This is a genomic window from Micromonospora chokoriensis, from assembly GCF_000718555.1.
Classification (GTDB): domain Bacteria; phylum Actinomycetota; class Actinomycetes; order Mycobacteriales; family Micromonosporaceae; genus Micromonospora; species Micromonospora chokoriensis_B.
Genome location: NZ_JOAN01000009.1, coordinates 106,854 through 121,451 on the forward strand (window position 1 = coordinate 106,854; position 14,598 = coordinate 121,451).

The following is a 14,598-nucleotide window of genomic DNA, read 5'->3' on the forward strand; positions in this document are numbered from 1 at the left end:
GGCGAAAGGCCCCTCCTCGACGAGGAGAGGCCCTTCGCGCAGGAACTCAGGGGCGGGTGAAGACGAGCGCCACGTTGTGGCCGCCGAAGCCGAACGCGTTGTTCAACGCGGCCGGGATCTCCATGTGGCGAGCCTTGTGCGCGGCGACCTCCAGGGTGAGGCCCGGCTCCGGGTCGTCCAGGTTGATCGTCGGAGGAACGACACCGTCGCGGATCGCCAGGATGGTGGCGATCGACTCCAGCGCGCCGGCCGCACCGAGCAGGTGACCGGTCATCGACTTCGTCGCGGCCAACACCGGGTGGTCGCCGAGCGCCTTGTGCAGCGCGCCGATCTCCAGCATGTCCCCGACCGGGGTCGAGGTGGCGTGCGCGTTGACGTGCACGATGTCCTGCTTGGCCACGTCCGCGTCGGCGATCGCCTTGGCGATGGCCCGGATGGCGCCCTCACCCTCGGCGTGCGGCTGCACGATGTCGTACGCGTCGGAGGTGACGCCGGCGCCGGCGAGGCGCGCGTACACCCGGGCGCCCCGGGCGGCAGCGTGGTCGGCCCGCTCCAGCACGAGAACGCCAGCGCCCTCGCCGAGGACGAAGCCGTCCCGACCCTTGTCCCACGGGCGGGAAGCCCGCTCCGGGTCGTCGTTGCGGGTCGACATGGCCCGCATCGAGCTGAACCCGGCGATCGGCAGCGGGTGGATGACCGCCTCGGTGCCGCCGGCAACCACCACGTCGGCGCGGCCGGAACGGATGATGTCCAGGCCCAGGGCGATCGCCTCGGCGCCGGTGGCGCAGGCGCTGGCCACCGCGTGCACGCCGGCCTTGGCGCCCAGCTCCAGCCCGACCCACGCGGCCGGACCGTTCGGCATCAGCATCGGGATGGTGTGCGGGGAGACCCGCCGCGGCCCGGACGCCTCCAGGATGTCGTCCTGGGCGAGCAGGGTGGTGGCACCGCCGATGCCGGAGCCGACACTGACAGCCAGCCGCTCCCCGTCGAGGTCGGAGCCGGCGAGGCCGGCGTCCGCCCAGGCCTGCTGCGCCGCGATGATCGCGATCGCCTCGGAGCGATCCAGGCGGCGCAGGCGGATCCGGTCCAGCACCTCGGACGGCTCCACAGCCAACTGGGCGGCGATCCGGACCGGCAGTTGCTCAGCCCACTCCTGGGTGAGGGCACTCACCCCGGAGCGGCCGGCGAGCATTGCGTCCCAGGTGGACGCGACGTCCCCGCCAAGCGGGGTCGTCGCGCCGAGCCCGGTGACGACGACGTCTGGACGAGTCATGATCAGGACTGCGCCGCGATGTAGCTGACAGCGTCACCGACGGTCTTGAGGTTCTGCACCTCGTTGTCCGGGATCTTGACGCCGAACTTCTCCTCGGCGGCGACCACGACCTCCACCATGGAGAGCGAGTCGACGTCGAGGTCGTCGGTGAAGGACTTCCCCTCGGCCACGTCGTCCGGGTTCACCCCGGCAACCTCTTCGAGGATCTCGGCGAGGCCGGTGGTGATCTCGTCACGGGTCATTGCGGTTGGTTCCTTTCATCGGGGTTCTCCGGCGGACGGCGTCGCCGACCGCCACTCCTCGACGCGTACGCGCCCGAGGGGGTCATCAGGGGCAGCGGACGACCTGACCGGCGTAGGTCAGGCCACCGCCGAAGCCGAACAGCAGCACCGGTGCGCCCGAGGGCACCTCCCGGCGCTCGACCAGCTTGGACAGGGCCAGTGGCACGCTCGCCGCAGAGGTGTTGCCGGACTCGACGATGTCCTTCGCGATGATCGCGTTGGGGATGTTGAGTCGCTTGGCGATGCCGTCGATGATCCGGGAGTTCGCCTGGTGCGGCACGAACGCGGCCAGCTCCGACGGGTCGACCCCGGCCCGCTCGCAGGCCTGTAGCGCGAGCGGTGCCAGCGCGGTGGTGGCCCAGCGGAACACCGCCTGCCCCTCCTGCTGGATGTACGGGCGCCAGCCCTCGATGCGGACCGCGTCGCTCTTCTCCGGCACCGAACCCCAGACCACCGGGCCGATCCCGGCCGGCTCGTCGTCGGCGGTGGCGGAGACCACCGCGGCGCCAGCCCCGTCCGCGAAGATGATGCAGGTGGAGCGGTCGGTCCAGTCGGTGAAGTCGGAGAGCTTCTCCGCGCCGATGACGATCGCGTTGCGCGAGGCCCCGGCCCGGATGGCGTGGTCGACGGTGCCCAGCGCGTACGCGAAGCCCGAGCAGGCGGTGTTGACGTCGAACGCGCCGGGGGCGGTGATGCCCAGCTTGGCGGCGACCCGGCAGGCCACGTTGGGGCTGCGGTCGATGGAGGAGCAGGTGGCGACGACGACCAGGTCGATGTCGGCGGCGGTCAGGCCCGAGTTCGCCAGCGCCTTGCCGGCGGCTGCGGCGGCCATGTCGGCCACCGTCTCACTGTCGGCGATCCGCCGGCTGACGATGCCGACCCGGTCGCGGATCCACTCGTCGTTGGTGTCGACGAGCTTGGCGATGTCGTCGTTGGTCACCACCCGGGAGGGCTGGTAGTGCCCCATCGAGACGATGCGACTGCCAGTCATGAACGACCTCCGATGCGGGCGATCAGGTCCCGTGCGGCCGGCAGGTCGTCCGGGGTGTTCAGGGTGACGATCTCCGGGGCGCCGTCGCCCTTGAGTTCCCGCTTGACCAGGCCGGCGAGGGTGCCGGCCGGGGGCAGCTCGATCACGCCGGTGACCCCGAGGTCGGCCAGCGTACGCATGCACAGGTCCCAGCGCACCGGCGCGGTGACCTGACGGACCAGGCGCTGCACCATGGCCGGACCGTTGTAGACCGCGGTGCCGTCGAGGTTCGACAGCAGGGTCCGGGCCGGGTCGGCGGGGGTGATCTGCGCGGCCTCCGCGGCGAGCGCGGTCTCGGCCGGAGCCATGTACGGGGTGTGGAACGCGCCCGCCACCTGGAGTCGAATGATCCGGGTTCGGGCGGGCGGCGCGGCGGCGAGCTTGTCCAGCCCGTCCAGGGCCCCAGCGGCGACGATCTGCCCGGCACCGTTGCGGTTGGCCGGGTAGAGCCCGTTCGCCTCGATCGCGGCGATCACCTCGTCGGGATCGCCGCCGAGCACCGCGGCCATCCCGGTCGGCTCCAGCGCGCACGCGGCGGCCATCTCCCGGCCGCGTACACCTGCGAGGGTGATCGCGGCGTCGGCCGTCAGCACACCGGCCAGGGCGGCGGCACCCAACTCGCCGACGCTGTGGCCCGCGGTGAGCGAGACGCCGTCCAGCGGCAGGTGCTCGGCCGCGAGCAACGCCGCGGCGACCAGCAACGGCTGGGTGCGGGCGGTGTCCTTGATCTCGTCGGCGTCGGCGGTGGTGCCCAGGTGCAGCAGGTCGACCCCGGCCAACGCCGACCACTCGCGCAGTCGCGCCTCAGTGCCGGTCAGGTCGAGCCAGGGGGTCAGGAAGCCGGGTTTCTGAGAACCCTGGCCGGGACTAAGTACGGCGAGCACACCTATGACTCTCCCGGATGCGGGCTGGTAACGCTGTGCCGCCTTCGACCAAACCGCACTAGAACCTTTAGAGGTTTCCTACAAAGATCGGCGGGGATCATCCTCGGTTTGGGGGGATTTCCGGGTGGCCGGGGTCATTGTCTGAGTCGGGACGGTCGAGGTGAGCGGGGCGACCGGATCCAACCGGCCCACGGTCAGCGCGACCTGAAGGGCGAACGCGTCCCGGGGAGACAGCGGCGAGAACCCGGTCACCTCGGCGATCCGGCGCAATCGGTAACGCACCGTGTTCGGGTGCACGAACAGCGCCCGGGCCGCGCTCTCCAGCGTGCCACCGGCAGCCAGGAAGGCGTCCAGGGTCGCCAGCAACTCCCCACCGGCGCGCACAAGCGTCGCGTACACATCATGGCGTAGCCGCCGCCGGGCCTCCGCGTCGCCCGCGAGGGCCCGCTCCGGCAGCAGGTCCGCGGCCGGCACCGGCCGAGGCGCGCCGGGCCAGGCCGGCGCGGCCCGGAAACCGGACAGCGCGGCCCGGGCCGACTCGGTCGCCTCGTCCAGGCTCGGTACGGCCGGACCGACCACCACCGGGCCGTCCCCGAACGCGCTCAGCAGCTTCGCGGTGGCGGTCAGCGGGTCCGGTGCGCCGCCCAGCACGATGACCAACCGGTCGCCGTGCACGCCGCCGATCACCTCGACCCCGATCCGGCGAGCCTGCCGGTAGACCACGTGCAGCACCGCGGAGACCTCGCCGCCGGGCGACCGGCCGACCGCCACCGCCACCGGCGGCGCGTCCGTCCAGCCGAGCGCGGCGGCCCGACTGGCCAGGACGTCCGGCGAGTCACCGCGCAACAACGCGTCGACAAGCAGCGCCTGCAACCGGGCGTCCCAGGCGCCGCGCGACTCGGCGGCCCGCGCGTACACCCGGGCGGCGGCGAACGCGATCTCCCGGGAGAAGCGCAGCACCGCCTCGCGCAGCTGCTGCTCCTCGCCTTCGGCGGCCAGTTGCGACACCTGCTCCTCGACCACGTCGATCATCACTTTGATCAACGCCACGGTCTGCTGGAGGGTGATCGACCGGGCCAGCGCCTGCGGGGCGGCGTCGAAGACGTCGTCCGAGACCTCCTGGGTGCTGTCCGCCGTGCCGCCGCCATCGCGCAGCCACTGCACCAGCGACCGGGCGCCCGCCTGGGCGACAAGCATCACCCAGGAGCGCTGATCGGCCGGCAGTGCCCGGAACCACGGCAGCGTCTCGTCCATCCGGGCCACGCTGGAGGTGGCCAACGCCCCCGCCGATCGTTCGATTCGGCGCAGCGTGGCCGACAGCTCCCCACCGCCCGGCGTGCTCACCGTCCTAGCCTGACACGTCGTGAGCAGGCCATCCACGTCGGCACCGGTCAGCGCGGCGAGCCCAGCGGGTCGGTCTCACGGGTGCGGGGGAGTGGGCAGGCCCAACTCCTGGGCCAGGATCGCGGCCTGCACCCGGCTGCGCAGGTCCAGCTTCGCGAGGATCCGGCTCACATGGGTCTTGGCGGTGCTCTCCGCCAGCGTCAGCCGATCGGCGATCTGCTGGTTGGAGAGGCCCAGCCCGAGACAGGCCAGCACATCCCGCTCGCGCGGGGTGAGGGTGCCCAGCGCGGCCCTGGTGTCCGCCGAGGCACCCGGCGCGGTGGCCGCGAACGCGGTGATCAGCCGGCGGGTCACCGCGGGGGCGATGAACCCGTCGCCCCGCGCCACCGTCCGCACCGCGCTCACCAGGCCGTCGGCGTCGGTGTCCTTGAGCAGGAACCCGGCGGCACCGGCCCGCAACGCCCCGAAGACGTACTCGTCGAGGTCGAAGGTGGTGAGCACCAGCACGTCGGCGAGGCCGTCGGCGACGATCGCCCGGGTCGCGGAGATCCCGTCTCGGCGGGGCATCCGCACGTCCAGCACCGCCACGTCCGGGCGCAACTCCCGACACAGTCGCACCGCCGCGTCGCCGTCGGCCGCCTCGCCGACCACCTCGACACCCGGCGAGCCGCTCAGGATCAGGGCCAGACCGGCCCGTACCGCCGGTTGGTCGTCGGCGAGCACCACCCGTACCGTCGCTGAGCTTGCGTCGCGCGGTGGCCGCGCCGGCCCGGTCACCCGCCCTCCCCGGTGGGCAGGGCGGCCCGCACCTGCCAGCGGCCGTCGCGTGGCCCGGCGGTGAACCGGCCGGCCAACAGCGTGGCCCGCTCCCGCATACCGATCAGCCCAGCCCCGGCGCCCGGCAACCCGGCCCCAGCCCGGCGCACCGGGTTCTCCACCGTCAGCACCACCTCGGCCGGCCGGTACGCGATCGTCAGCTCCGCCTCACCCGTGCCGTGCTTGAGCGCGTTCGTCAGCGACTCCTGCACGATCCGGTACGCGGCGAGGTCCACCCCCACCGGCAGCTCCCCCGGCGTGCCGTCGGTACGGACCCGCACCGCGAGGCCGGCCGCCCGGATCCGCTCGACCAGTCCGTCCGCCTCGGCCAGCCGGGCGGTGACCACCTCCGGCGCGGCCGGGCCCGCGCGGGTCCCGGGCTCCCGCAGCACCTCGATCATCTGACGCATCTCCGCCAGGCCCTGCACGCTGCTCTCCCGGATCACCCGCAACGCCGACTCCACCTGGATGCGATCCAGCCCGGGTACGGAGAGCACGGCGGTGGCGTGGATGGCCACCGCGCTGAGGTGGTTCGCGACGACGTCGTGCAGCTCACGCGCCATCCGGGCCCGTTCCGCGCTGACCGCCTGCCGACGGTCCAACTCGACCAGCCGGGCGGTCTGCTCGGCCCGGGCCCGCTCGGCGGCGGCCTGGTCGCGGTACTGCCGCACACTGATGCCGGTCAGGACCGGCAGCACCCCGGCGAGCACCACCAGCACGCCGAGCGCCGCTCCGCGCCATTGGCCGTACCCGACCACGCCGACGACCACCCCGGCCAGGCTCAGCGCCACGGTGACCCGCAGCAGCCACCGCCACAGCCGGGGCGGTCCGTACACGCAGGCGTCGTAGAGCACCTGCGTGTAGACCAGGACCGTGCCCAGCGAACTGCCCAGCACGGTGTCGACCACCAGCGCGCCGGTCCCCACGGCCAGGCTGGCGCGCGGTGCGACCCGCCGCAGACCGACGGCGACGCACACCGCCAGCAGCGGGGGCAGGAACAGCGCCGACGGCACGTCCGCGTTCGGCCGGACCTGTGGTTGCCAACCCAGGGCGTACAGCACCAGGCCGCCCGCCAGCGACGCGCCGGCGAGCGCGACATCCCGTGCGAGGGTGCCGGAACCGAGCCATGGTGGCGGACGCATGCCCCGATCCCACCACAACCGCCAGCCCTCGGACTCCGACCGGAGGAGGACCTCGACGGCACCGCCATGCGCCGAAAGGGGTACGCGCAGCGCAGCCCCAGGCAAGCAAGAATGATCATCATGACTGATCTGGAGACCTTGGCCGCGCTGGCTCGCGAGATCGACACCACCTGCCGACTGACCGGCACGTTCGTGCTCCGCTCCGGGCGGACCGCCGACGAGTACTTCGACAAGTACCGCTTCGAGGCGGATCCCCGTCTGCTGGACCGGGTGGCAGCCCAACTCGTGCACCTGGTCCCGCCGGGCACCGAGGTGCTGGCCGGGCTGGAGATGGGTGGCATCCCGGTGGTGACCGCGCTCAGCCGGCACACCGGGCTGCCCTGTGCCTTCGTCCGCAAGAGCGCCAAGCCGTACGGGACGGCCCGGCTGGCCGAGGGGGCCGAGGTGGTCGGCCGGCGGGTTTTGGTGGTCGAGGACGTCGTCACCTCCGGTGGTCAGGTGGTCATCTCCACCGGGCAGCTACGCGATCTGGGTGCCCGGGTGGAGCACGCCCTGTGCGTCATCGACCGCGCCGAGGGTGGGGCGGAGGCGCTCGCCGGCCATCAAGTGGCGCTGCGGGCGCTCTTGCGCCGGGCCGACCTGGAGGCCCACCGCACCCACTGAGCGCCGGTGCGGGCGCGGAGGTGAACGGTGCGAAAAGAAGCTGTGAACTGCGCAACCGGATCCCGTGCTCAGGCCGTTCTTTGGGGACCGGCTGGCCCGGACCCCGGGTACGCTGCGCGCGGCCCGTCGGTCCCGGCCAGTACGGTGACAGGGGCACGTCGGGGGGACACCCGCGGGTGAGTGAGCGTGAGGAGACCGGGAATGGCGCACGGGGAGGCCGAGCACGGCTGCGCCCAGGGCGAGCCCTGCCGGCTGGGGCACCACGACCCGCAGGTGGCGGCTGGCAAGCCTCGCCGGCAGGTCGGTGGCGCGTCGGCGCACCCGATGGAGCCGCTCGCCGGGCGGGTCGACGACGAGCCCGTGCTTCCGCGTCAGCGTTCCGCCGAGCCCGACTCCGACGTTCCGGGTGGTTGCCTCAGCGAACTTCCCGGCTGGGCCGGGGGGCACCGGCACGGCGCGGTCCGGCCACGTCCTCGGGCCACCCGCCGGGAGCGCCCACCGCGCCGCTGGTGCTGACCACCTTCGAACAGCAGGGCGGCCCGCGAGCGCTGCCCGACCGGCAAGGCTGCCGACTAACGCCGACGCGGCGCTGACCAGCGAGTGCAGCGGGTCAGCGCCGCGTCGGCTCAGCGCGTGCGGCGGGTCAGCGTCAGCTCAGCGCGTGCGGCGGGTCAGCGTCAGCTCAGCGCGTGCGGCGGCGGATGAGCAGGGCGATCCCGGCGAGGCCGACCGTGATGGTCAGCATCACGCCGACGTTGAGCAGCAGCAGGCGTTGCAGGTCGCCGAGCGCCTCGTCGAGGTCCTTGGCCGGGTCGAGCGTGTCCTCCGGGAGCACCCGCTCGCCGCCGCCCGCACCGCCGCTGAGCGTGTCGAACTGCCGCTCCAGCGGCACACCGGCGGTGCGCAGGGTCTCGGACATGCTGAGCCGGCCCAGGAACCACCCGGCGCTGGTCTTGCGGCCGTCCGGCTGCTTCGCCGGCCGGTAGACGCGGGGGCCACCGACCGCCTTGGGATAGAGGTCGTACGTCTGCTTCGGCGTCTCGCCAGCGAGCACCACGACCGTGTACTTCGGACCGAGGCTGCTCGCCTTCGGGCCGGTCGGCATGCCGGTGCGAGCGAGGAAGTTGACCTGGTCGATGATCGCGCCCACGAGGGCGGGCTCATCGTCCTCGTGCATCCGCAGTGGCGTGGACAGCCCCACGCCGCTGATGTCCACCCCGGCGGGTGCCGGCTTCGGCGCCGCCGAGGCCGAGCCGGTGGTGCCGAGCGACAGCACAGTCGCCGCCAGCGTGCCCGCCAGCACGGCGGCCAACCGCCTCATGTGTCGGACCATCCCGCCTCCTCGCCCCGTTCGATGGATGGCTTCGTCGTGACGTCTGGACCGGCCTGCCGGTGCGGCATCGACCAGATGGTCGGGTCCACTCCTACAGACTCCGCAGAACATCGATGAGTTGCAGCTTTCGGAACAGTATTTGGAACTATCTGCGATCTCTGCTCGACTAATGAGGAGCCGTTTGATCAGCGGGCGGATCGTACCCTTACGGAGGGGTTCATGGGGGGCAGGGTTACACGTACGGTGCGGGTCGTGCCAGTGGTGCTCGGCGTGGCGTTCGGTGTGTCGTTTTTGGTGCCGGCGACACCGGCCGCTGCCCACAACGAGCTGACCGGCAGCAACCCACGCGACGGTGCCCGCGTGGCGACGGCACCGGCCCGGATCGAGCTGCGGTTTCTCGCCAAGCCGGCACCGGCTACGACGAAGATCACAATAACCGGACCGGACAATGTGGTCGCTGGCGGCCCACCCGCTTTCGACGGCAGTCGCGTCCGAGTGCCGTTCAAGCCGGCCGCCGCGGGCCTCTACATCGTCGGCTACCAGCTCGCGTCATCCGACGGGCATCCGGTGAAGGGGGAGGTGCGGTTCACCCTGACCACCGGCACCGCCGCCGTCCCGTCCGCCTCGCCGTCGGCCGTTGGCGCACCCTCCACCGGCCCTGCGTCGGCGACACCTGGCGGCTCGACGGCGTCCACCGTGCCGGCGTCCACCGTGCCGGCGGCGTCGGAGCGGCCAGACTCCAGCAGCCGCTGGTGGCTCTGGGCTCTCGGCGGCCTGGTGCTGCTCGCTGCCCTCGCGGCCGGCCTCATGTTCCGCCGCCGGCAACGGGTTCGGTGACCCTCTGACACTCACCGATCCTGGTGGGTCAGGTGTGCGGGTCATCCTTTGCTCTGCACCCGCGGATGCGACGGCTACGGTCTGTGACCGGTGCCTATTGGGGTGCAGAGCAAAGTCAGGGCGAAGCGGAGTTAGGCCGGCGACACGCTCGTGACGCGTCGACGAGCGACAGTCAGACCAGGCGCAGGCGGGCGGCGCGGATCCGGGCCAGGGTGCGCTCGCGGCCGAGCACTTCCAGCGACTCGAACAGCGGCAGACCAACGGTGCGGCCGGTGACCGCGACGCGTACCGGCGCCTGCGTCTTGCCGAGCTTGAGGCCCCGCTCGGCGCCGACCGCCTCCAGCGTCGACTTCAGCGACTCGGCATCCCAGGACTCCAGCGCCTCGAACGCCGCGACGGCGTCGTCCAGCAGCTCGGCGGAGCCGTCCTTCATCGTCTTGGTCCAGGCGGCCTCGTCGATCAGCGGCGAGGCCAGGAAGAGGAAGTCGACGTTCGGCACGATCTCGCTGAGGACCGCGATCCGGGTCTGGGCCAGCGGCGCCACGGCGGCGAACGCGTCGGCGTCGAACTCCTCGGGCTGCCACGGGGGCGGCGCGATGGTCCCGGTGCCGGTCAGCCAGGGCTGGCAGGCGTCGATGAACTCGGCCACCGGCAGCGCCCGAATGTACTCGCCGTTGAACGCGCGCAGCTTCTTCTCGTCGAAGAACGCCGGGGAGGGGTTGACCTCCTCCAGGCGGAACTCGTCCTCGATCACCGACCAGGGAACGATCTCCCGGTCGTTGGAGGGCGCCCAGCCGAGCAGCATGAGGTAGTTGCGCATCGCGCCGGCGAGGTAGCCCTCATCGCGGTACGCCTCCAGGGCGACCTTGTCCCGGCGCTTGGAGAGCTTCTGCCGCTTCTCGTTGACCACCACCGGCACGTGCGCCCAGATCGGCGGCTTGACCCCGAGGGCGTCCCAGAGCAACTGCTGCTTGGGGGTGTTGGGCAGGTGCTCCTCGGCCCGGATCACGTGGGTGATCCCCATGGTCATGTCGTCGACGACGTTGGCGAGCAGGAAGACCGGCGAGCCGTCGCCCCGGGCGATGACGAAGTCCTCGATGAGCTTGTTCTCGAAGGTGGGCTCACCACGGATGAGGTCGACCACCACTGTCGCGCCCTCGTCCGGCGTACGGAAGCGAAGCGCGTGCCCCGGGCCCGGGCCGAGGCCACGGTCGCGGTGGTAGCCGTCGTAGCCCTGGTGCTGCGAGCCGGTGCGGGCCTGCACGTCCTCGCGGGTGCAGTCGCAGTAGTAGGCGCGGCCCGACTCGTAGAGGCGTGCGGCGGCGGCCCGGTGCTCGCCGGCGTTCTCCGACTGGAAGTGCGGGCCCTCGTAGCTGCCCCGGGAGATCCCGATCCAGTCCAACGCGGTGAGGATGCCCTCGGTCCACTCGGGCTTGTTGCGTGCCGCGTCGGTGTCCTCGATGCGCAGCACGAACACGCCGCCCTGCTGCTTGGCGTAGATCCAGTTCTGCAGCGCCGAGCGGGCGCCGCCGACGTGGAACATGCCGGTCGGGGAGGGGGCGAAACGCACGCGTACTGTCACGTCCCCCAGCCTACGGCGCTGCGCGACCGGTTTCCGCCACGGCCCCCTGACTCACGGGACTGAGCGGATCTTGATGACCAGGGCGCTGCCGAGCAGGGTGACCACGGCGGTGACCGCGTAGAGCGTGGGATAGCCGCCCAGGTACACCACGAGCGGGGCGGAGAGCGCCGGGCCGAGCACCTGCGGCGCCGAGTTGGCGATGTTGATGACGCCCAGGTCCTTGGCCCGATCGGTGGCCCGGGGCAGCACCTGGGTGATCAACGCGGCGTCCACCGAGAGGTAGACGCCGTAGCCGGCGCCGAGCAGCAGCGCCGCGACGATGGCCATCGGCCAGACCGGCGCGACCGCGAGCAGCAGCGCCGCCACCGCCATGATCAGCCCGGAGACAATCACGTAGATCTTGCGGCGCCCGGAGCGGTCCGACAGGCGGCCGGCGATTACCGCGGTCAGCATCATCCCGAGCGTGTAGAGCAGGATCAGCACCAGCAGGCCGCCCTCGGGGTCGGGGTGGCGCACCCCGTCGCTGAGGAAGTACAGCAGGTAGAGGGTGCCCAGCGCGTTGCCGAGCTGGACCAGGAACCGGGTGATCCAGGCCCAGGCGAAGTCCGGGTGCCGGCGAGGGCTGATCCACATCGAGGCCAGCAGCGCCCGCGTCCGCAGCACCGGCCGATGGGTACGCGGCAGCGGCTCGTCGGGAGTGAGCAGCGCGAACGGCAGCGACAGCAGCAGGATGGCCACGGCGATGGCCAGGTAGCCCGCGCCGTTGCCGGTGACCACGGCGGTGACCAGCACCGCGCCGAGCACCAACCCGAGCGCCTGGGGGATGCCCACCCAACCCGAGACCCCGCCGCGCTGGGTCACCGGGACGCGGTCCGGGATGGCGGCGGTGAGGCTGGCCAGCATCGCGTTGAAGCAGACCTGCGCGGCGACCCAACCGAGGGCGACCCCGAGGATGGTCCGTTGCTGGGCCAGCAGCACCAGGGCCGCCGCGCCGAGCAGGGCCCCGCCCGCCGTCCAGACGTGCCGGCGACCGAACTCGCGGCCGGCCACCCGCAGGCAGGTCCGGTCGGAGAACGCGCCCGCGAGGGGGTTCGCCAGCACCGCGGCCAGCGCGCCGAGGCCGGTGACCACGGCCAGTATGTTCTCCTTGTCGCCGGGTGCGATCTGCTCGATCTGCTGTGGCAGCAGCACCTGGATGGGAGTGAAGAACGCCATCCAGACGCCCAGGTTCGCGGCGAAGATCAGACCGATCCAGCCGCGTCGCACCGGCACCGTCGGCTCGGCGAGCGCCGCCGGCAGCGACGACGGCGTCGGGTCGAGGGTGGTCACCGCGCCGACCCCGGCCGGCTGGCCGCGATCACGTCCCGCAACCAGGTGTACGACGACTTCGGCGTACGGGTCTGGGTGGCGTAGTCGACGTGCACCAGACCGAAGCGCTTGGTGAACCCCTCGGCCCACTCCCAGTTGTCCAGCAGCGACCAGACGAAGTACCCGCGTACGTCCACTCCGTCGTCGATGGCGGCCCGGACCGCTCGCAGGTGCCCGTCGAGGTACGCGATCCGCTCCGGATCCGCCACCTGCCCGTCGGCTCCCGGTGCGTCGTCGTAGGCGCAGCCGCTCTCGGTGATCTCGATGGGCGGCAGCGCGTCGCCGTAGGTGTCGCGCAGCCAGCCGAGCAGCTCGTGTAGCCCGTCGGGGGCCACCGGCCAGTCGAAGGCGGTACGCGGGTAGCCGTCGAGCGCAACGAGGTCGAACGGCAGGGGCGAACCCTCCTCGGCGGCGCGTACCCCGGTGGGGTTGTAGTAGTTGACCCCGAGCACGTCGATCGGCGCGGCGATCGTGTCGAGGTCGCCGGGGTGGATGATGCTCGGATCGAAGCCGGGCAGCTCCGGGTAGCCGCGGCCGAGCAGCGGGTCGGTGAAGAGCCGGTTGTGCAGCACCTCGTACGCCGCCCCGGCGGCCCGGTCGGCGTCGCGGTCGCCGAGCACCCGTACGGGCGAGTAGTTGTTGGCGATCGCCACCGGGCTGGCGGTGTGGGCCCGCAGCGCGGCGACTGCGAGCCCGTGCCCGAGCAGTTGGTGGTGGGCGACCGGAAAGGCGTCGAACAGCAGCGTCCGGCCGGGGGCGTGTTCGCCCGTGCCGTACCCGAGGCTCATGTGGATGAACGGCTCGTTGAGGGTGATCCAGAGCCGGACCCGGTCGCCGAGCCGGGCGGCGGTCTTCTCGGCGTACTCGGCGAATCGGGCGGCGGTGTCGCGGCGCAGCCAGCCGCCGTCGTCTTCGAGGGGTTGCGGCAGGTCCCAGTGGTAGAGGGTGGCCACCGGGTCGACGCCGGCGGCCAGCAGCTCGTCCACCAGGCGGTCGTAGAAGTCCAGGCCGGCGGCGTTGACCGGGCCGGCGCCGGTGGGCTGGATCCGGGGCCAGGCGATGGAGAAGCGGTACGCGCGGACGCCCAACCCGGCCAGTAGCGCGACGTCCTCGGTGTGCCGGTGGTAGTGGTCGCAGGCCACCTCGCCGCTGCTGCCGTCGCTGATTCGCCCCGGGGAGTGCGCGAACGTGTCCCAGATGGATGGACCGCGTCCGTCGGCCGTGGTGGCGCCCTCGATCTGGTGGGCGGATGTGGAGACGCCCCAGCGGAAGCCGGTGGGGAACTGGGGCATCGGTGCGGTCGACATGCGCCCTCCCGGTCAACATGAAACGTGTTCGGGACTTTAGAGCGCTCTCGATGAATGCGCCATAGGTCGGCCTGACGCATTCCGCAATGGTTGATCGGCGTGTCTTTTTCCGAACCCGTCCAGGTAAGTCCGATTTAGCGCATAGAGTGCCGATATCGTGGGATGTCCTCACCGGAGGAAAGACGGAAATGATCCTCGTGGAACGCAGTGCGCACGTGGCGGCGCCAATTGAAGTGGTCTGGGATGTCGTGCAGCGGGCCGAGCAGTTGCCGGCCTGGCTGGCCGGGGTCCGCGCGGCCGAAGTGCTCTCGGGAGAGGGCTTCGGGCGGCGACAACTTGTCCAGGCGGGGCGCGGCTCGGCGCATGAGGCCGAGGTGATCGCCTACCAGGAGCCGACACTGATCGGCTGGCGGGAACGGGCCAAGGGCGCCGGATCTCGGGCGGAGGCACGCACCGAGATCTACGTCCAACTCACCGGAGACGAGGAGGAGGGCGGGACCATCGTGCGGCTCATCGTGGTCCGCTGGCCGGCCGGCCCGGTCAAGGCTGCCCTGCTGCGCCTCGGACTCCGTCGGGTCGGCGCCGACCTGGAGGACTCGCTGGCCCGGCTCACCGACCTGGCCGCCGTCGGCTGACGAGCGCTCATCCTCCCGGCGTCACCCGCGACGGCGGTGGTCCGGATCCCCGCCAGGGCCCCCGGACCACCGCCGCTCCGTACGTACAAAGCAGGGCCCGGCG

The 14,598-nt window shown here is 72.1% G+C and carries 15 protein-coding genes; 4 read left to right on the forward strand and 11 right to left on the reverse strand.

All coding sequences use genetic code 11. From position 1 onward, the window contains the following. Nucleotides 1-46: 46 nt before the first annotated feature. From fabF to IF46_RS0113995, 7 genes are all read right to left on the reverse strand, one after another. Nucleotides 47-1,273 carry a beta-ketoacyl-ACP synthase II gene (gene fabF / locus IF46_RS0113965; RefSeq protein ID WP_030488758.1) on the reverse strand — a complete coding sequence of 409 codons (1,227 nt, stop codon included), beginning with the start codon at nt 1,271-1,273 and terminating at the stop codon, nt 47-49. Between the two features lie 2 nt (nt 1,274-1,275). Then, a complete protein-coding gene (locus IF46_RS0113970) occupies nt 1,276-1,515 on the reverse strand; it encodes an acyl carrier protein (RefSeq protein WP_030330276.1) in 240 nt (79 codons plus the stop codon). Nucleotides 1,516-1,600: 85 nt separating this feature from the next. Further along, the gene (locus IF46_RS0113975) at nt 1,601-2,545 is read right to left on the reverse strand and encodes a beta-ketoacyl-ACP synthase III (protein ID WP_030488759.1); all 945 of its coding nucleotides are present in this window, start codon (nt 2,543-2,545) and stop codon (nt 1,601-1,603) included. After that, complete coding sequence (locus IF46_RS0113980) at nt 2,542-3,468, reverse strand: ACP S-malonyltransferase (protein WP_030488760.1); 927 nt, start codon at nt 3,466-3,468, stop codon at nt 2,542-2,544. The genes IF46_RS0113975 and IF46_RS0113980 overlap by 4 nt, the downstream gene beginning before the upstream one ends. 78 nt (nt 3,469-3,546) lie before the next feature. After that, nucleotides 3,547-4,848 carry a PucR family transcriptional regulator gene (locus IF46_RS0113985; protein WP_269639050.1) on the reverse strand — a complete coding sequence of 434 codons (1,302 nt, stop codon included), beginning with the start codon at nt 4,846-4,848 and terminating at the stop codon, nt 3,547-3,549. Nucleotides 4,849-4,887: 39 nt separating this feature from the next. Beyond that, entirely contained in the window at nt 4,888-5,589 is a 702-nt protein-coding gene (locus IF46_RS0113990) for a response regulator (protein WP_051723900.1), read from the reverse strand. After that, complete coding sequence (locus IF46_RS0113995) at nt 5,586-6,770, reverse strand: sensor histidine kinase (RefSeq protein WP_036392076.1); 1,185 nt, start codon at nt 6,768-6,770, stop codon at nt 5,586-5,588. Before IF46_RS0113995 ends, IF46_RS0113990 begins: the two co-directional genes overlap by 4 nt. Before the next feature lie 120 nt (nt 6,771-6,890). On the opposite strand from IF46_RS0113995, the gene IF46_RS0114000 reads away from it, so the two are divergent. Together IF46_RS0114000 and IF46_RS0114005 are read left to right on the forward strand one after the other, a co-directional pair. Next, complete coding sequence (locus tag IF46_RS0114000; RefSeq protein WP_030488764.1) at nt 6,891-7,433, forward strand: orotate phosphoribosyltransferase; 543 nt, start codon at nt 6,891-6,893, stop codon at nt 7,431-7,433. Between the two features lie 201 nt (nt 7,434-7,634). Continuing rightward, nucleotides 7,635-7,949 (forward strand): hypothetical protein, encoded by a 315-nt coding sequence (locus IF46_RS0114005; RefSeq protein ID WP_030488765.1) that lies wholly within the window; start codon nt 7,635-7,637, stop codon nt 7,947-7,949. 166 nt (nt 7,950-8,115) lie between these two features. Here IF46_RS0114005 and IF46_RS0114010 read toward each other — a convergent pair whose 3' ends face one another. After that, nucleotides 8,116-8,766 carry a hypothetical protein gene (locus IF46_RS0114010; protein ID WP_030488766.1) on the reverse strand — a complete coding sequence of 217 codons (651 nt, stop codon included), beginning with the start codon at nt 8,764-8,766 and terminating at the stop codon, nt 8,116-8,118. 252 nt (nt 8,767-9,018) lie between these two features. Between IF46_RS0114010 and IF46_RS0114015 the strand changes: the two genes are divergently transcribed. Beyond that, the gene (locus tag IF46_RS0114015; RefSeq protein ID WP_232234036.1) at nt 9,019-9,603 is read left to right on the forward strand and encodes a copper resistance CopC family protein; all 585 of its coding nucleotides are present in this window, start codon (nt 9,019-9,021) and stop codon (nt 9,601-9,603) included. A gap of 172 nt (nt 9,604-9,775) precedes the next feature. On the opposite strand, the gene gltX is transcribed toward IF46_RS0114015, so the two are convergent. From gltX to IF46_RS0114030, 3 genes are read right to left on the reverse strand one after another with little or no spacing between them, the layout of a single operon-like run. Continuing rightward, nucleotides 9,776-11,185, reverse strand: coding sequence for a glutamate--tRNA ligase (gltX, locus tag IF46_RS0114020; protein ID WP_030488768.1), 1,410 nt, complete (start codon nt 11,183-11,185; stop codon nt 9,776-9,778). Nucleotides 11,186-11,236: 51 nt separating this feature from the next. After that, nucleotides 11,237-12,514 carry an MFS transporter gene (locus tag IF46_RS0114025; RefSeq protein ID WP_030488769.1) on the reverse strand — a complete coding sequence of 426 codons (1,278 nt, stop codon included), beginning with the start codon at nt 12,512-12,514 and terminating at the stop codon, nt 11,237-11,239. Next, on the reverse strand, nt 12,511-13,860 hold the full coding sequence (locus tag IF46_RS0114030; protein ID WP_036392080.1) for a GH1 family beta-glucosidase: 1,350 nt from the start codon (nt 13,858-13,860) through the stop codon (nt 12,511-12,513). Before IF46_RS0114030 ends, IF46_RS0114025 begins: the two co-directional genes overlap by 4 nt. Nucleotides 13,861-14,048: 188 nt before the next feature. Here IF46_RS0114030 and IF46_RS0114035 point away from each other — a divergent pair, with 188 nt between their 5' ends. Continuing rightward, the gene (locus tag IF46_RS0114035) at nt 14,049-14,495 is read left to right on the forward strand and encodes an SRPBCC family protein (protein ID WP_030488771.1); all 447 of its coding nucleotides are present in this window, start codon (nt 14,049-14,051) and stop codon (nt 14,493-14,495) included. Nucleotides 14,496-14,598 lie beyond the last annotated feature (103 nt).